We start from the raw sequence: 17693 nt of genomic DNA, 5'->3' as shown, positions 1-17693 counted from the left end.
CCGACCCGCAGAAAGCAGGTGACCGTGTCCATGGTCGACACTAGCCCGTGGTGGCGCTCCGCGGTGATCTACCAGGTCTATCCGCGCAGCTTCGCCGACGGCAACGGCGACGGGATCGGTGACATCGCCGGCATCCGGTCCCGCCTGGACCACCTCGCCGCGCTCGGCGTCGACGCGATCTGGTTCAGCCCCTGGTACCCGTCACCGATGGCCGACGCCGGCTACGACGTGGCCGACTACCGCGACATCGACCCGGTCTTCGGCACGCTCGCCGAGGTCGAGGCGCTGATCACCGAGGCGCACGCGCTCGGCATCCGGACCATCGTCGACGTGGTGCCGAACCACTGCTCGGACGCGCACCCGTGGTTCCAGGCGGCGCTGGCCGGCGGCCCGGACGCGCCGGAGCGGGACCTGTTCTGGTTCCGGGCCGGCCGCGGCCCGGACGGCTCCCGGCCGCCGACCGACTGGACCGGCGAGTTCGGCGGCCCGACCTGGACCCGCACCACCGACCCGGACGGCTCGCCCGGCGACTGGTACCTGCACCTGTTCGCGCCGCAGCAACCGGACTTCAACTGGGACCACCCCCGGGTGCGCGCCGAGTTCGAGGACGTCCTGCGATTCTGGTTCGACCGGGGCGTGGACGGCATCCGCATCGACTCGGCCGGCCTGCTGGTCAAGGACGGCACGCTGCCCGAGGTCCACCCGGACCGGCCGCACCCGTTCCGCGACCAGGACGGCGTGCACGACGTCTACCGCGCCTGGCGGCGGATCGCCGACAGCTACCCGGGCGAGCGGGCCCTGGTCGGTGAGGTGTGGCTGCCGGACCGGCAGCGGTTCGCGAACTACCTGCGTCCCGACGAACTGCACACCGCGTTCAACTTCGACTTCCTCGGCTGCGCCTGGGACGCCGCCGCGATGCGGGACAGCATCGACGGCACGCTGGCCGCACACGCGCCGGTCGGCGCGCCGGCCACCTGGGTGCTGTCCAACCACGACGTCACCCGGCACGTCACCCGCTACGGCCGGGCGGACACCACGTTCAGCTTCGCCGCCAAGCGTGAGGGCATCCCCACCGACCTGGAACTCGGCACCCGCCGGGCCCGCGCCGCCGCGCTGCTCAGCCTCGCGCTGCCCGGTGCCGCCTACGTCTACCAGGGCGAGGAGCTGGGGCTCTGGGAGGTCGAGGACATCCCGTACGAGCTGCGGCAGGACCCGATGTGGGAACGCTCCGGACGGGTCGACCCGGGCCGTGACGGCTGCCGGGTGCCGCTGCCCTGGCAGGGCGACACGCCGCCGTTCGGGTTCAGCCCCGACGACGCCACCGCCGCGCCGTGGCTGCCGCAGCCGGCGGACTGGAAGGACCGTACGGCCCGCGCCCAGACCGGCGACCCGCACTCGATGCTGGAGCTGTACCGGGCGGCGCTGGCCGCGCGCCGGGCCGAACCGGCGCTCGGCGACGGCGCGTTGCGCTGGCTGCCCGCGCCGGACGGGGTGCTCGCGTTCGCCCGCGAACCGGGCTTCGCCTGCCTGGTCAACCTGGGCCGCGAGGCCGTGCCGCTGCCCGCGCACGACCGGCTGCTGCTGGCCAGCGGCCCACTCGACGACGACCGGCTGCCACCGGACACCGCGGTCTGGCTGCGTACCGGATCGCGCTGAACCGCGGTGGCGCCGGCGGCTCCGTCCCGCCGTCGGCGTCACCGCGCCGCACCACGACCGGCGGCCCGTCCCGGCTGCCGCAGGAACACCTGGGGAGGAAGGAACCGCACCGCCGCAACGGGGGACCTGGCCACCGACGAAAGGGAGCACACCCCGCATGGCCGAGCACCGCACCGCGCACCGCCACCGCACCACCGGGCTGGCGGCCCTGGCCGCCGCCGCGCTCGCCGCCTCGACACTGACCGTCGTGGCGTTGACCTCCACCGCCACCCCGGCGCAGGCCGCCGGCCTGTCCCCGTTCGACATCGCCGGCCGCGGCGCCACCGTCCCGTTCCGGGAGCAGGAGGCGGAGCAGGCCGCGCACACCGGCACGAAGATCGGCCCCGACCGGCGCTACGGCACGCTGCCGTCCGAAGCGTCCGGCCGGGAGGCGGTCACGCTCGACGCGGTCGGGGAGTACGTCGAGTTCACGCTCGCCGCCCCGGCGAACGCGGTCACGTTCCGCTACAGCCTGCCGGACAACGCCGCCGGCACCGGCCGGGACGCCAGCATCGACCTGCGCGCGAACGGCACCCTGGTCAAGGCCGTGCCGGTCACCTCCCGGTACGGCTGGTACTACGGCGGCTACCCGTTCAACAACAACCCGGGCGACACCAACCCGCACCACTTCTACGACGAGACCCGGGCGATGTTCGGCACCACCTACCCGGCCGGCACGAAGATCCGCCTCCAGGTCTCCTCGACCGCGCAGTCACCCACGTTCACCATCGACCTGGCCGACTTCGAGCTGGTCGCCGCGCCGATCAGCAAGCCGTCCGGCGTGCTGGACGTGGTCACCGACTTCGGCGCGGACCCGACCGGCGCCAGCGACTCCACCGCGAAGTTCCAGGCCGCGGTGGACGCCGGCAAGGCGCAGGGGAAGGCGGTGTGGATCCCGTCCGGCACGTTCACGCTCTGGGACCACGTGGTGGTCGACGGCGTGACGCTGCGCGGCGCCGGGCCGTGGTACTCGGTGCTCGGCGGCCGGCACCCCACCGACCGCAAGCGCGCCGCCGGCATCTACGGCAAGTACGTGCCCGGCGGCGGTTACTCCGGGGAGATCCGCTCGCACGAGGCCGGCGGGCCGAGCCGCAACGTCACGCTGCGGGACTTCGCCATCATCGGCGACATCCGCGAGCGGATCGACGACGACCAGGTCAACGCGCTCGGCGGCGCGATGTCGAACTCGGTGGTGGACAACCTGTGGTTGCAGCACACCAAGGTCGGCGCCTGGATGGACGGGCCGATGGACAACTTCACCATCCGCAACAGCCGCATCCTGGACCAGACCGCCGACGGGGTGAACTTCCACTGGGGCGTCACCAACTCCACGGTGACCAACACGTTCGTCCGCAACACCGGCGACGACGCGCTGGCCATGTGGGCGCAGAGCGTGCCTAACGTCGGCAACTCGTTCACCCACAACACCATCGGCGTGACGATCCTGGCGAACCACCTGGTCACCTACGGCGGGCGGAACATCACCATCGCCGACAACGTGACCGCCGACTCGGTGACCAACGGCGGCGGCATCCACGTCGCGAACCGCTATCCCGGGGTGACCGGGTCGACGGCGGTGGCCGGCACCATCACGGTGGCCCGCAACACGCTGATCCGCAACGGCAACTCCGACTACAACTGGCAGTTCGGGGTCGGCGCGATCTGGTTCTCCGCGCTCAACGAGCCGATCCAGGGCGCGGCCATCAACGTCACCGACACCGACATCCTGGACAGCTCGTACGCGGCGCTGCACTGGATCGAGGGGCAGACCAGCGGCATCAGCTTCACCAACGTCCGGATCGACGGCGCGGGCACGTACGCGCTCCAGGTGCAGGCGCCCAGCCAGGTCAGCTTCACCAACGTCAGGGCCACCAACATCGCGCAGGCCAACCCGATGCACAACTGCGTGGGCAGCGGCTTCCAGATCACCCAGGGCAGCGGCAACTCCGGCTGGTACACGTCCACCCCGTACTGCGGGCCGTGGCCGCAGCCGCAGTGGGGCAACGGCCCGTCCAGCCCCCCGCCCACAAGCGTGCCCCCGACCACCGCGCCGCCGACCACGGCCCCGCCGACCACCGCGCCGCCGACCACGCCGCCGCCGACCGGCGGGAACCTGGCCCTCGGCAGGCCGGCGACCGCCACCAGCGTCAACCAGACGTACGCGGCCGGCAACGCGGTCGACGGCAACGCGGGCAGCTACTGGGAGAGCGCCAACAACGCGTTCCCGCAGTCGGTGACCGTCGACCTCGGCGCGTCCCGCACGGTCGACCGGGTGGTGCTCAAGCTCCCGGCCGGCTGGGAACGCCGTACCGAGACGCTGTCCGTGCTCGGCTCCACCGACGGCTCCTCGTACAGCACGCTCGCCTCGTCGGCGGGCCGGGTGTTCGACCCGGCGGCCGGCAACAGCGTCTCGATCGCGCTGCCGTCCGGCGCCCGCCGGTACGTCCGGGTCACCGTCACCGGCAACACCGGCTGGCCGGCGGCCCAGCTCTCCGAGCTGGAGGTGTACGGCGGCGGCACGACCACCCCGCCGCCCACCACCACCCCGCCGCCGTCGACCCCGCCGCCGACCACCGCGCCGCCGACCGGCAACCTGGCCGCCGGCCGGCCGGTCGCGGAGACCAGCCACGCCGACGTCTACGGCGCCGGCAACACGGTCGACGGCAACGCCAACACCTACTGGGAGAGCGCCAACAGCGCCTTCCCGCAGTCGGTGACCGTCGACCTGGGCAGCGCCCGGCCGGTGGCCCGGGTGGTGCTCAAGCTGCCGCCGTCGGCGGCCTGGCAGACCCGGACCCAGACGGTGGCCGTGCTCGGCTCCACCGACGGCGCGTCGTTCACCACGCTCAAGTCGGCGGCCGGTTACACGTTCGACCCGGCCGGCGGCAACACCGTGTCGATCGCGCTGCCCTCCGGTGACCGCCGCTTCGTGCGGCTGACGTTCACCGGCAACACCGGCTGGCCGGCCGGCCAGCTCTCCGAGTTCGAGGTCTACGCCTCCTGACCCGGCGCGGCGGGGACCCGCCCGGGTCCCCGCCGCACCACATCCCCACCCCCGTCAACGCCTCTCCACCTCCCCCGGGAAGAAGGTGTCCGTTCACCATGTCCAGACTCCGTACCAGAATGGTCGCGGTGCTCGCCGCGGTCGGCCTGGCCGTCACCGCGGCGCCGGCCCCACCGGCCCTGGCCGCCGGCGGCCCGAATCTCGCCGCCGGCCGGCCCGCCACCGCCAGCAGCGTCAACGGCTCGTTCGTGGCCGCCAACCTCACCGACGGCAACCAGGGCAGCTACTGGGAGAGCAGCGGCGCGCTGCCCCAGTGGGCGCAGGTCGACCTCGGCACCAGCCGCGCCGTCGACCAGGTGGTGCTCAAGCTCCCCGCCGCCTGGGAGGCCCGGAACCAGACGCTGTCCGTGCAGGCCAGCGCCGACGGCAGCGGCTTCACCACTGTCGTCGCGTCCGCCGCCCGCTCGTTCAGCCCGGCCGCCGGTAACGCGGTGTCGCTCGGCTTCAGCGCCACCAACGCCCGCTACCTGCGCGTCGTCGTCACCGCGAACACCGGCTGGGCCGCCGCCCAACTCGCCGAGCTGGAGGTCTACGGCACCGCCAGTTCCTCGACCAACCTGGCGCTCGGCAAGACGATGGCCGAGAGCGGCCACTCCGACGTGTACGGGGCCGGCAACGCCAACGACGGTAACGCGGGCACCTACTGGGAGAGCCCGAACAACGCGTTCCCGCAGTGGATCCAGGCCGACCTGGGCGCCGCCACCAGCGTCAACCGGCTGGTGCTGCGGCTGCCCACCGGCTGGGGCGCGCGCAACCAGACGCTGACCGTGCAGGGCAGCACCAACGGCTCCACGTTCAGCACGCTCGTCGCGTCCGCGTCGTACGCGTTCGACCCGGCCGGCGGCAACACGGTCACCGTCACCGTGCCCACCGCGTCCACCCGCTACCTGCGGCTGCTGTTCACCGCGAACAGCGCCTGGCCCGCCGGGCAGCTCTCCGAGCTGGAGATCTACGGCGCGGCGACCGGAGACACCCAGGCGCCCAGCGCGCCCGGCAGCCTGGCGTTCACCGAGCCGGCCACCGACCAGGTCCGGCTGACCTGGACCGCGTCCACCGACAACGTCGGCGTCACCGGTTACGACATCTACGCCAACGGCGTGCTGCGCACCAGCGTCGGCGGCACCACGCTGACCTACACCGACACCCAGCCCGCCGGCAGCACCGTCGCCTACTACGTGCGGGCCCGCGACGCCGCCGGCAACGTGTCCGCCAACAGCAACACGGTCACCCGCACCGGCAACACCGGGGACACCACCGCGCCGACCGCGCCCGGCAACCTCGCCTACACCCAGCCGGCCGGCGGGCAGATCCGGTTGACCTGGACCGCGTCCACCGACAACGTCGGCGTCACCGGCTACGAGGTGTGGGCCAACGGCGCGCTGCGGACCACCGTCGGCGGCTCCACGCTGACGTACACCGACAGCCAGCCGGACAGCGCCACCGTCTCCTACCAGGTGCGGGCCCGTGACGCCGCCGGCAACGTGTCCGCGAACAGCAACACGGTCACCCGCACCGGCAGCACCACCGGCGGCACCAACCTGGCCGTCGGCAAGCCGGCCACCGCCTCCTCCGTGGTGCACGTGTTCAACGCCTCCAACGCGGTCGACAACGACGTCACCACCTACTGGGAGGGCGCGCCGGGCGCGTACCCGAGCACGCTGACCGTGGCGCTGGGCGCGAACGCCAGCATCAGCGCGGTGGTGGTGAAGCTCAACCCGGACCCGGCGTGGGGCGCGCGTACCCAGACGTTCCAGGTGCTCGGTCGGGAGCAGTCCGCGTCCGGGTTCACCAGCCTGGTCGGCTCCGCGACGTACTCCTTCAACCCGAACACCAGCAACACGGTGACCGTCCCCGTCTCGGCGACCGCCGCGGACGTCCGGTTGCAGTTCACCGCGAACTCCGGCTCCTCCAACGGTCAGGTCGCGGAACTCCAGGTCATCGGCGTGCCGGCGGCCAACCCGGACCTCACCGTCACCGCCCTGACCGCCTCGCCCACCGCGCCGGTCGAGACCGACGCGATCACGCTGTCCGCCACCGTGCGCAACGCCGGCACCGCCGCGTCCGCCGCCACCACCGTCAACCTCTACCTGGGTACGACGAAGGTCGGCACCGCCGCCGTCGGCGCGCTCGCGGCCGGCGCGTCCACCACCGTCTCGGCGAGCATCGGCGTGCGCGACGCCGGCAGCTACCAGCTCACCGCCAAGGTCGACGAGTCGAACACGGTGATCGAGCAGAACGAGGCGAACAACTCCTACACCAGCCCGACCGCGTTGACGGTCAGCCCGGTGGCCAGCTCCGACCTGGTGGCCTCCGCGGTGACCTGGTCGCCCGGCACGCCGGCCGCCGGCGCCACGGTCAGCTTCGCGGTGACGCTGCGCAACCAGGGCACGATCGCGTCGGCGAGCGGCGCGCACGGCATCACGCTCACCGTGCTCAACGACTCCGGCGCGGTGGTCCGCACGCTCACCGGCTCGTACTCCGGCACGATCGCCGCCGGGGCCACCGCCGGCCCGGTGTCGCTCGGCACCTGGACCGCCGCCAACGGCCGCTACACGGTCCGGGTGGTGCTCGCCGACGACGCCAACGAGCTGCCGGTGAAGCGGCAGAACAACACAAGCGACCGGGCACTGTTCGTCGGCCGGGGCGCGAACCTGGCGTACGACATGTACGAGGCCGAGGACGGCTCGGTCGGCGGCGGCGCGCAGGTCATTGGCCCGAACCGCACCATCGGCGACCTGGCCGGCGAGGCGTCCGGCCGGCGCGCGGTCACGCTCAACACCACCGGCGCGTACGTCGAGTGGACCACCAAGTCGGCCGCGAACGCGCTCGTCACCCGCTTCTCCATCCCGGACGCGCCGGGCGGCGGCGGGATCGACTCGACGCTCAACGTCTACGTCAACGGGGTGCTGCACAAGCCGATCAGCCTCACCTCGAAGCACATCTGGCTCTACGGCGCGGAGGCCGGACCCAGCGACTCGCCCAGCGCGGGCGCGCCCCGGCACCTCTACGACGAGGCGAACGTGCTGCTCAACTCCACCGTCCCGGCGGGCAGCCGGATCCGGCTCCAGAAGGACCCGGCGAACAGCACCACGTACGCGATCGACTTCGTCAACACCGAGCTGGTGTCGCCGCGCGCCAACCCGGACCCGACCCGGTACAAGGTGCCCACCGGCTTCAGCCACCAGGACGTGCAGAACGCGCTGGACGCGGTGCGGATGGACACCACCGGCACGCTTGTCGGCGTCTACCTGCCCGCCGGCACCTACGAGACGGCGCAGAAGCTCCAGGTGTACGGCAAGGCGGTGAAGGTCGTCGGCGCGGGCATGTGGTACACCCGTTTCCAGACGCCGACGAACCAGCAGAACACCGACGCCGGGTTCCGGGTGGAGTCCTCGGCCAGCGGGTCCACCTTCGCCCACCTGGCGTTCTTCGGCAACTACACCAACCGGATCGACGGGCCCGGCAAGGTGTGGGGCGAGCTGAAGGACGTGGACAACCTGACGCTGGACAGCGTCTGGGTGGAGCACACCGTCTGCGCGTACTGGGGGGTGAGCGTGGACGGGCTGACCATCCGGGACAGCCGGTTCCGCAACACGTTCGCCGACGGGGTGAACATGACCAACGGCAGCACCAACGCGCTGGTCACCAACACGGAGGGCCGGTCCAACGGCGACGATGCGTTCGCGTTGTTCTCCGCCACCGACGCCGGTGCCTCCGGCGGCAACCACGGCAACGTGTTCGAGAACCTGACCGCCACGCTGACCTGGCGGGCCGCCGGCCTCGCCGTGTACGGCGGCTACGACAACATCTTCCGCAACCTCTACATCGCCGACCAGTTGACGTACTCGGGCATCACCATCAGCTCGCTGGACTTCGGCTACCCGTTCGTCGGGTTCGGCGCGAGCCCGCCCACCCGGTTCGAGAACATCTCGCTGATCCGCTCCGGCGGGCACTTCTGGGGCGCGCAGACGTTCCCGGCGATGTGGTTGTTCTCCGCGTCCAAGGAGTTCCGGGGCATCCGGGTGAGCGACGTGGACATCGTGGACCCGACGTACTCCGGGATCATGTTCCAGACGAAGTACACCGGCAGCCAGCCGGAGAACCCGATCACCGACACGGTGCTCACCAACGTGTCGATCTCCGGGGCGCGGCGCAGCGGTGACGCGTTCGACGCGAAGTCCGGCTTCGGCATCTGGGTCAACGAGATGCCCGAGGCGGGGCAGGGCCCGGCGGTCGGTTCGGCGACCTTCACCAACCTTCGCCTGACCGACAACGCCCAGGACATCAAGAACACCACCACCACGTTCACCATCACCCGCAACTGATGTAAGGCGGGGCCCCTTCTTAACGCCTCCGGTAGAGAAGGGGCCCCTTCTCACACGCCCAGCGGGACTCACTCGAGCGTCACCGGGGTCGGTCGACGTGGTGACGTCCCGCTCACGGCGGTCCGGGTGTACTTCACGGATGCGCCTGCGTACCCGGCTCGTTCCGTCCCGGACCTCCGGGACCCCCCGCGCCCTGCTCGCCGCGATCCTCAGCGCGGTCGTGGTCGGTGCCGCCCTGACCGTCGGCTCGCCCGCCGAGGCGGCCATCACGACCCAGGTCTTCGCCGCCACCAACGACAGCTACGTCAACGCCGCCGCGCCCACCACGAACTACGACACGTCGTCGAGGCTGGCGGTGGCCGCGGGCCCGACCCGGATCTCGTACGTGAGTTTCGCGGTCACCGGCCTGACCGCACCCGTGGTGCATGCCCGGTTGGTGATGCACACCAGCAGTGCGAGCTTCGCGGGCAGCCTCACGGGTGGCACGATCGAGCGCACCGGCGCGAACTGGGTCGAGACGACGTTGACCTACGCCAACCGACCGTCCCCGATCGGCTCGCCGTTGTCCCGGTTCGGCATCGTCAAGCCCGATCGCTGGTACCAGGCCGACGTGACCGCCGCGGTGACAGGCAACATGGTGGTCAGCTTCGCCATCTCCTCCACCGACCCGGACGGCGCCTACTACGACGCCCGGGAGAGCGCCGAGAACTGGCCTCGACTCGCCGTCGACACCGGCGTGCCCCCCAGACCGGACAACATCCTGCTGGCCGCCGGGGACATCGCGAGCTGCACCACCGACCGGGACGAGGAGACCGCGCGGATCCTGGACAGCCAGCCGGGCACCGTGGCCACGATCGGCGACTCCGTCTACGAGTCCGGCACCACCGCCGAGTTCGCCAACTGCTACCAGCCGACCTGGGGGCGACACAAGGCCCGCACCCGTCCCGCGGTCGGCAACCACGAGTACCTCACCGCCAACGCCGCCCCCTACTTCGCCTACTTCGGGGTGGCGGCCGGCCCTGCCGGACTCGGCTACTACTCGTACGACCTGCCCGGCTCCTCCGACTGGCACATCGTCGTGCTGAACTCCAACTGCGCCAAGGTGGGTGGCTGCCAGGCGGGCTCGGCCCAGGAGCGGTGGCTGCGTGCCGACCTCGCGGCCCACCCCAGCCGCTGCACCCTGGCCTACTGGCACCACCCCCTGTTCAGCTCCGGCGAACGGCAGGCGCCCAACGTGTTACCGCTGTTCCAGGCGCTCTACGACGCCGGCGCCGAGATCGTGCTGAACGGGCACGCCCACCAGTACGAACGGTTCGCCCCCCAGTCCCCGGACCGGACCGCCGACCCCGCCCGGGGCATCCGTGAGTTCGTGGTGGGCACCGGCGGTCGTTCCCTCCAGTCAAACTTCGGCACCGTGGTGCCCAACAGCGAGGTACGCAACGGCACCACCTACGGCGTCCTGAGGCTCACCCTCTACGCCGGCGGATACGACTGGCGCTTTCTGCCGGTGACCGGGCAGACCTTCACCGACGGCGGCAGCGGCACCTGCCACTGAATCCGGCCGACTGAAGGGCAGCGGCGCCCGCTCGGGCGCGAGCACTCCGGGGTGGCCCGGCCCGGACCGGGCCACCCCGGAGAATCACTCGGGGATGACGAACTGGGCGGTGCTGGTGGTGTCGTAGTTGACGCCGTTCTTCTCGGCGTGGTGAGTGCAGGTGACCGTGACCGTCCGGGACTGGGCGGGGACGCCACTGACCGGAACGGTCGGCGACCAGAAGGTCACGTCGACGAGTGCGCCGTTGTTCTCCGAGTCGTAGTCGTTGGTGGAGTAGCTGAGCGCGGTGGCCGAGCACCGGACGTTGATGTAGTTGGCGTCCACCCGGTCGTTGCTCCAGGTGGCGAGCCGCGAGTAGCCACGGACCTTGATGCCGCCGACGCGGAACGGCCAGGCTCCCTCATGGCCGACGCTCTCCAATTGGATGACGCCCTGCAGGTTGTACGCCGGTGGCGACGGAGGCGGCGGCGTGCCGGGGTCGCCGGTTCCACCCCCGCCCCCGCCGTCACAATTGAGAGAACAGTCGGGTTCTGAGGCGTGCGCCGGCATTGCCACCGCTCCGGTGGCCGCGAGGCAGGCCAACAGGGCGATTCCGGCGGTTGCAAAGCGTCTGAGCACGTTGTCTCCTGTCGGTGGACGCCCGAGAATTGAACCCCCGTGGCGCGTGATCGGGGACGTAGGCTATCGCTGCGATTTTCGAAAGCGCAACAGATACTGGTCGGTACGACCGTGCCAGAAATCCCGCCCTACCCGGCTCGACGGCAATCATTGGATATCTCTGCTGCTCAGGGATGCCTACAAATTCCCTGACCGTTTTTCGGTCGGCAAAAAGAAGCCATTTCGGGGAGTGCTATTTGGTCTCATAGTGTTGGTTGGATCGGCGTGCGGCAGACTGATGGCAATTGTCTGGGCTGGCGGGATAATTCGGCCTTAACTGCACGTTGGCGGCAAGAGTCTGCTGCCGGCCGTCAATGTTGCTGCCGAGCGGCCCGCTCGACTTCCCGAAGAACAAGTTCGAGCGTGAGGGTCGGGGGCGCACTCCGTTGAGCGCCTTGATGTCATCGTGTGCTGCACCGGCTGTCGCGTTTCGAACGCTCACCGTCACCATCGAGTCGGCGGCTCGGTGTACCGTCCGAAGTGGTGGCCCGTCGGACGGCCGGCGGGTTCGGGGCACAGTCCGCTGCCGGGGAGGCTGTCATGCTCACGACCATTGGTGATCACCTGCGCAAGCTGCGCACCGAGTCCACCTTGACGCAGGAACGTCTGGCCGAGAAGGCTGGTGTGAGCGTGGAGACCATCCGCAAGCTGGAGCAGAACGAACGCACCAGTGCCCGCATGTCGACGCTGAACAAGCTGGCCACCGCGCTCGGCGTCCCCACCACTGCCCTGATGGGCTCTGCCGCACAGGCGCAGGCGATGCGCGAGCCCAACGCCGAGCCACTCGGCCTCGTGGCCGTCCGCCGGGCGCTGACGCCGGTGTCCGGCCTCGACGGGCGTTCGGTGCTCGACGAGCCCGAGATCGGCCCACCGACCGCCGCTGACGTGCGCCGCTCGATCCTCGCGGCCAACACGATCTATCACGCCAACGACTACGCTGCCGCGCTCACATTGATCCCTGGCCTGCTGGACGAGGCGCGAACCTTCGTCGATATCGCCGACGGCGACGAGCGATTGGCCGCGCATGCGCTCGCGTCCCAGGCGCACCAGTTGGCCGGTCGGCTGCTCATCCAGCTTCGCCGGGTCGACCTGGCGCATGTCGCGCTCACCGCAGCACTCGATCACGCCCGGCGTAGCGGTGACCCGACGGTCGGTCCGGCGGCGGTCGCGGCGATGTGCTGGCTGCTGCTGCGGCAGGCCCGGTTCGGGGAGGCGGAAGTCCTCGCGGTGCGCACCGCCGATCAGGTCGAGCCGAAGCTGTCCACGGCGTCCCCGGCCGACTTGGCGGCGTGGGGGTTCTTGCTGATCAAGGCAGCCTCGGCAGCGGTGCGGGATGCGCGGCACGATGACGCCCGCGACATGCTGGACTTGGCGGCGGCCGGCGCACATCGGCTCGGCGACCGGCGCTACCCGGACGCCGATCTCATCGGGAACGATTACTCGACCGAGGGCGTGCACCTGATGCGCGTGGAGGCGGCGGTGATCGCGGGGCGCCCGGACGAGGCGCTTGCGCTGGCACGGCAGGTGCACCGATCCCCGCAGGTGACACCCTCGTCTCGTCAGCGGCACTTTCTGGACGTCGCCTGGTCGCATGTGCAGACCGGCACCTACTCGGACGCGACCGGAGTGCTCATGGACCTGCGGGACCGGGCACCGGCCTGGCTTCGGCAGCAGCGGTACGCCCGGGACATCGTGAAATCGATCGCTGAACGGCGGCGGCGCACGATGACCAAGGAGTTGGCCGAGTTGGCATCACTGGTCGGCGCATAGTCGTACGCGACGTACGACCATTTTTGCGGACTATTTGCCCTGGTCTGTTCTGCACCTGGCTGCGGAAATCTCGCTGGGTGAACCTCTGGATACGGGCCGCGATCGTTGAGATGACGGGACGTCACCTCAGTCGCGAGTCGCGCCCCTGAACAGCGCGGTGATGCCGTTCCCCGAGGGCATCACCGCCGCGTCTTCCAGGAGGTCGCACATGAGCGGTAGCCAGCGCGAGCCGGAACAGAGCCCAGGTGAACAGGCGGAAGCCGCCGAGCAGGAGGCGGCCCGGCAGCGGATCATCGCGCAGGCCGAGGCGGAACGGACACCTGTCGAGGACACCACCCGCGCGGTGCCGGACCGGCGGTGGCGTCGTGACCGGTGAGCGGGTGCCGATCGGTCGCCGCGTCGCCTACCTGCGGGTGCGGCGCAAGCTGTCGCAGCAGACGTTCGCCGACCGGCTGGGCAAGTCGAAGAGCTGGGTGGACAAGGTGGAGCGCGGCGTCCGGTCCCTCGAACGGGTGTCGACGATCCGGGAGATCGCGGCGGTGCTGCGGGTCGATGCCGCGACGCTGCTCGGCGACGATGCCCGGCCCGCCGAGGTGGCCGAGTGCGGCGAGGGCGTCGCGCGCATCCGGGCGGCCCTGTCCACGTACGGGATGACGGCCGGCCGGGACACGCCGCCGGACCGGTGGGGTCGGGCCGTGGCGCACGCCTGGGACACCTACCGGCACGCCCGCTATCCGCAGCTTGTCGAGCAGCTTCCGGCGTTGCTGACCGACGTCCAACGCGGGCAGGCGCGGGATCCGCAGGCGGGCCGGGCGGTGGTGGTGGACGCGTACCGGGTCGCGGCGGCGCTGCTGACCAAGCTGGACGAGGCGAGTCTCGCCTGGCTGGCCGCCGACCGGGCGATGGCGGCAGCGGCGGGGGACCGGGTCTTGTCGGCCTGCGCGGCGGTGCAGCTCGGGCCGGTGCTGCGGGCGTCGGCGCGGGCACGGTCGGTGCTGTTGGCCGCCGCGTACCGGGTCGCGCCGCGCGACAGCGATTCGGGTACGCCGCAGGAGTTGTCGCTGTGCGGGACGCTGCTGGCGCAGGCGGCGTTGACGGCGGCGCGGGCCGGCGACGGGCGCGCCGCCGGTGAGCTGTTGGACGAGGCGGCGGAGATGGCCGCCTGGGTGGGCGACGGGCACGACCATTGTCGGACCGCGTTCGGGCCGGCGGCGGTGGACGTGGCGCGGGTGGTCGCCGCCGTGGAACGGGGCGACGGTGCGGAGGCGGTGGCCCGGCACGAGGCGGCGATCGCGGGGGACGGGTGGCGGTGGCTGCCGCTGGAGCATCGCGCCGCGCATCTGGTGGACGCCGCGCGGGCGTACCTCATGGTGGGTGACGCCGAGCGCGCGGCGAAGGCCCTGGTCCGGGCGGAGCACTTCGCGCCCGCCGAGGTCCGCCACCGCCCCACCGCGCGTGCCCTGACCGCCCAGCTCTCGACCGAAGCGCCGATCTTGGAGTTGTGGCACCTCCGATAAGGAGCGAAACCGGCATACCGTGGCACCACAAGTCCAAGATCGACGGGGGGCGGGCCGCGCAACGACTGGTCACGCGGTATTCGTGAGTTCAAACTCCGCTGTTGTCACGACTTCGGGGGGTGAAACTCATCGGTCGGTCGTGACTTGTCGCACTGGGCCTGCGCCTCCGCCATCCGCAGGATTGACGTCAACCGATCAGCCGGTGGAGGCAACCGAAATGGACGAACGGTACGACTCGTATTGCGCGGTCGATCCGCTCTTCTACGACTCGCTGGCCGGCACCACGGCCGACGCGGACGCCTACCCGACCGGCCCGGTGTCGGACGGCTGGGAGTGCGAGGTCAAGGACGACTGGCTGATCCACGGCCCGGTCGGCGGGACGCTCCCCGCGCAGGGCTGGAAGATCCACGTGTCGGCGCGGCTCGACAACGCGGAGCGCGTGCTGGCCCGGGTGGCGGAATACTGCCGACCCCGTGGCATCGCGTTCAAGCACCTGCGCGGCCCGCGGCTGCTGCTCATGCGCAACAGCAAGTACGCCCGGCGCGGCGCCAGCGGAAAGTTCGTCACCGTCTACCCGCGTGACGACGCCGAGCTGGAGCTGACCGCCAAGGAACTCGCCGACCTGCTCGACGGCGAGACCGGGCCGTACATCCTCAGCGACCTGCGCTACGGCGACGGGCCGGTGCACCTGCGCTACGGCGGCTTCGCGGCCCGCTACTGCGTCTCCGACGACGGGCAGACCGTGCCGGCGATCGAGACCCCGGACGGCACGCTGGTGCCGGACCGGCGGGACCCGGTGTTCCACGTGCCGGAGTGGGTGACGCTGCCCGACTTCCTCGCCCCGCACCTGGCCGCCCGGAACGCGGCCACCACCACCGACCTGCCGTACCGGATCGAGAAGGTGATCCACTTCTCGAACGGCGGCGGCCTCTACGAGGCCCGCGACACGCGGACCGACCAGCGGGTGGTGCTCAAGGAGGCCCGGCCGCACGCCGGACTGGACGCCACCGGCACCGACGCGGTCACCCGGCTGCGCCGCGAGGCGCGGACGCTGCGCCGGCTGGCCGACGTGCCGCACCTGGTCCGGGTGCACGACGAGTTCGAGTTCGGCGGGCACGAGTTCCTCGCCCTGGCGTACGTCGAGGGCCGGCCGCTCAACCAGGTGGTCGTCGAGCGGTACCCGCTGGTGCACCTCGACGCCGACCGGGCCGACTACACCCGCTGGGCGCTCGACGTGCACCGCCAGGTCACCGAGGCGGTCGCCGCCATCCACGCGCACGGCGTCGTCTACGGCGACCTGCACATGTTCAACATCATGGTCGGCGACGACGGCGCGGTGACGCTCATCGACTTCGAGGTCGCCGCCGACGTCGCCGAGGCGACCCGGCCCGCGCTGCGCAACCAGGCGTTCGCCGCGCCCCGCGACCGCACCGGCGTCGACGTCGACAGGTACGCGTTGGCCTGCCTGCGGCTCGCCCTGTTCCTGCCGCTGACCGCGATGCTGCGGTTGGCTCCGGCCAAGGCGGCGCACCTGGCCGACGTGGTCGCCGAGAACTTCCCGGTGCCGCGCGAGCTGCTGGACGAGTCGGTCGAGGTGATCGGGGGCGGCCGACCGGCGGACCTGCGACGCGCGGTCACGATCGATCCGGACGACTGGCCGGGCCTGCGCGACCGGCTCGCCGAGGCGATCACCGCCAGCGCCACCCCGCACCGCGACGACCGGCTCTTCCCCGGCGACATCCGCCAGTTCGCCGGCGCCGACGGCGGCCTCAACCTCGCGTACGGCGCGGCCGGGGTGCTCTGGGCGCTGCACGTCAGCGGCGCCGGCACCGACCCGGCGCACGAGCGGTGGCTGATCGACCGGGTCCGCCAACCCGCCTCCGGCAGCCGGCTCGGCTTCTACGACGGGCTGCACGGCATCGCGTACGTGCTGGACCTGCTCGGTCACCGGGACGAGGCGCTGCGCCTGCTCGACCTCTGCCTCGACCAGCCCTGGACCGAACTGCGCGACGATCTGACCGGCGGGCTGTCCGGCATCGCGCTCAACCTCGCCCACTTCGGCGCGCTCACCGGCGAGCGGCGCTACGCCGACGCGGCCCGGCAGGCCGTCGACGTGGTGGTCGGCCGGCTCGGCGACGTCGACTCGGTCGCCGAGATCAGTGGCGGGCGGCACCCGTACGCCGGGTTGACCCGGGGCGGGGCCGGTGTGGCGCTGATGCTGCTGCGGATGTACGAGCGGCACGGCGACGCCGAGCTGCTCGACCACGCGGGTACCGCGCTCCGCCAGGATCTCCGCCGCTGCGTCCGCCGCGACGCCGGGCACCTGGAGGTCAACGAGGGCTGGCGGACCATGCCCTACCTGGCCGAGGGCAGTGTCGGCATCGGACTGGTGCTCGATCACTATCTGCGGCACCGGCCCGACGACGAGCTGCGCGACCAGGCCACCGCGATCCGCCGCTGCGCCGACTTCCCGTTCTACGCGCAGTCCGGCCTCTTCGCCGGCCGCGCCGGGATCGTCGCGTACCTCGCCGAGCGGGGGGAGCGGGACGCGGCCCGGGAGCAGGCCCGGCTGCTCGGCTGGCACGCGCTGCCGTACCGGGACCGGACCGCGTTCCCCGGCGACCAACTGCTGCGACTCTCCATGGACCTGGCCACCGGCACCGCCGGCGTGCTCGCCGCGCTCGCCGCCACCCGGCCGGACGACGCGCTCCACCTGCCGTTCCTGACTCCGCTGCCCGGCGCCACCCGCGTCGCGGGCGCGGACTGAACGGCCACCGAACCCCCCGGTTCCCCCGGGGCGACCCGACCTGATCAATCGAGATGTGGAAGGAGGTGAATCGACATGGCTCTGCTCGACCTCCAGGGGATGGAGCTGCCGGCCGCCGAGCGTACCGGTGGTGGCAGCCAGGCCAGCCTGCTGCTCTGCGGTGACAGCTCGCTGAGCGTCACCACCTGCCACTGACCCGCCCGATCATCGACGTCACGAGAGAAAGAGGAAGCGACATGGCTCTGCTCGACCTCCAGGGAATGGAACTGCCGGCCGCCGAGCGTACCGGTGGTGGCAGCCAGGCCAGCCTGCTGCTCTGCGGTGACAGCTCGCTGAGCGTCAC

Annotated in this window: 11 protein-coding genes; 10 read left to right on the top strand and 1 reads right to left on the bottom strand. The window is 71.6% G+C overall.

The features are described 5' to 3' along the window. Window positions 1–30: 30 nt before the first annotated feature. From ACLQ2W_RS33110 to ACLQ2W_RS33095, 4 genes are all read left to right on the top strand, one after another. On the top strand, window positions 31–1656 hold the full coding sequence (locus tag ACLQ2W_RS33110) for an alpha-amylase family glycosyl hydrolase (RefSeq protein WP_425791748.1): 1626 nt from the start codon (window positions 31–33) through the stop codon (window positions 1654–1656). A gap of 157 nt (window positions 1657–1813) precedes the next feature. After that, the gene (locus ACLQ2W_RS33105; protein WP_425791746.1) at window positions 1814–4699 is read left to right on the top strand and encodes a discoidin domain-containing protein; all 2886 of its coding nucleotides are present in this window, start codon (window positions 1814–1816) and stop codon (window positions 4697–4699) included. A gap of 98 nt (window positions 4700–4797) precedes the next feature. Beyond that, entirely contained in the window at window positions 4798–9084 is a 4287-nt protein-coding gene (locus ACLQ2W_RS33100; protein ID WP_425791744.1) for a discoidin domain-containing protein, read from the top strand. Window positions 9085–9223: 139 nt separating this feature from the next. Beyond that, on the top strand, window positions 9224–10639 hold the full coding sequence (locus ACLQ2W_RS33095; protein ID WP_425791742.1) for a DUF7594 domain-containing protein: 1416 nt from the start codon (window positions 9224–9226) through the stop codon (window positions 10637–10639). 84 nt (window positions 10640–10723) lie between these two features. On the opposite strand, the gene ACLQ2W_RS33090 is transcribed toward ACLQ2W_RS33095, so the two are convergent. Then, the gene (locus ACLQ2W_RS33090; protein ID WP_425791740.1) at window positions 10724–11059 is read right to left on the bottom strand and encodes a hypothetical protein; all 336 of its coding nucleotides are present in this window, start codon (window positions 11057–11059) and stop codon (window positions 10724–10726) included. A gap of 777 nt (window positions 11060–11836) precedes the next feature. Between ACLQ2W_RS33090 and ACLQ2W_RS33085 the strand changes: the two genes are divergently transcribed. From ACLQ2W_RS33085 to ACLQ2W_RS33060, 6 genes are all read left to right on the top strand, one after another. After that, window positions 11837–13066: a helix-turn-helix domain-containing protein gene (locus ACLQ2W_RS33085; RefSeq protein WP_425791738.1), complete on the top strand. Its 1230-nt coding sequence runs from the start codon at window positions 11837–11839 to the stop codon at window positions 13064–13066. A gap of 208 nt (window positions 13067–13274) precedes the next feature. Next, window positions 13275–13442, top strand: a complete 168-nt coding sequence (locus ACLQ2W_RS33080) for a hypothetical protein (RefSeq protein ID WP_343447483.1) — start codon at window positions 13275–13277, stop codon at window positions 13440–13442. Further along, complete coding sequence (locus ACLQ2W_RS33075) at window positions 13432–14583, top strand: helix-turn-helix domain-containing protein (protein ID WP_425791736.1); 1152 nt, start codon at window positions 13432–13434, stop codon at window positions 14581–14583. The genes ACLQ2W_RS33080 and ACLQ2W_RS33075 overlap by 11 nt, the downstream gene beginning before the upstream one ends. Window positions 14584–14800: 217 nt before the next feature. Next, window positions 14801–17350, top strand: a complete 2550-nt coding sequence (lanKC, locus tag ACLQ2W_RS33070; protein ID WP_425791734.1) for a class III lanthionine synthetase LanKC — start codon at window positions 14801–14803, stop codon at window positions 17348–17350. Window positions 17351–17425: 75 nt separating this feature from the next. Further along, complete coding sequence (locus tag ACLQ2W_RS33065; RefSeq protein WP_091302793.1) at window positions 17426–17545, top strand: SapB/AmfS family lanthipeptide; 120 nt, start codon at window positions 17426–17428, stop codon at window positions 17543–17545. 41 nt (window positions 17546–17586) lie between these two features. After that, window positions 17587–17693, top strand: a 107-nt coding sequence (locus tag ACLQ2W_RS33060) for a SapB/AmfS family lanthipeptide (protein WP_425791773.1), incomplete at its 3' end; no start/stop codon positions are given.

This window comes from Micromonospora sp. DT227 (assembly GCF_049841835.1).
Taxonomy (GTDB): Bacteria; Actinomycetota; Actinomycetes; order Mycobacteriales; family Micromonosporaceae; genus Micromonospora.
This window is presented reverse-complemented; position numbering and strand designations above follow the sequence as displayed.

Excerpts from the sequence above, each read along its gene's own strand:
- ACLQ2W_RS33085 (WP_425791738.1), top strand. The coding sequence starts at position 11,837 with ATGCTCACGACCATTGGTGATCACCTGCGCAAGCTGCGCACCGAGTCC.
- ACLQ2W_RS33100 (WP_425791744.1), top strand. The coding sequence starts at position 4,798 with ATGTCCAGACTCCGTACCAGAATGGTCGCGGTGCTCGCCGCGGTCGGC.
- ACLQ2W_RS33105 (WP_425791746.1), top strand. The coding sequence starts at position 1,814 with ATGGCCGAGCACCGCACCGCGCACCGCCACCGCACCACCGGGCTGGCG.
- ACLQ2W_RS33065 (WP_091302793.1), top strand. The coding sequence starts at position 17,426 with ATGGCTCTGCTCGACCTCCAGGGGATGGAGCTGCCGGCCGCCGAGCGT.
- ACLQ2W_RS33080 (WP_343447483.1), top strand. The coding sequence starts at position 13,275 with ATGAGCGGTAGCCAGCGCGAGCCGGAACAGAGCCCAGGTGAACAGGCG.
- ACLQ2W_RS33095 (WP_425791742.1), top strand. The coding sequence starts at position 9,224 with ATGCGCCTGCGTACCCGGCTCGTTCCGTCCCGGACCTCCGGGACCCCC.
- ACLQ2W_RS33110 (WP_425791748.1), top strand. The coding sequence starts at position 31 with ATGGTCGACACTAGCCCGTGGTGGCGCTCCGCGGTGATCTACCAGGTC.
- lanKC (WP_425791734.1), top strand. The coding sequence starts at position 14,801 with ATGGACGAACGGTACGACTCGTATTGCGCGGTCGATCCGCTCTTCTAC.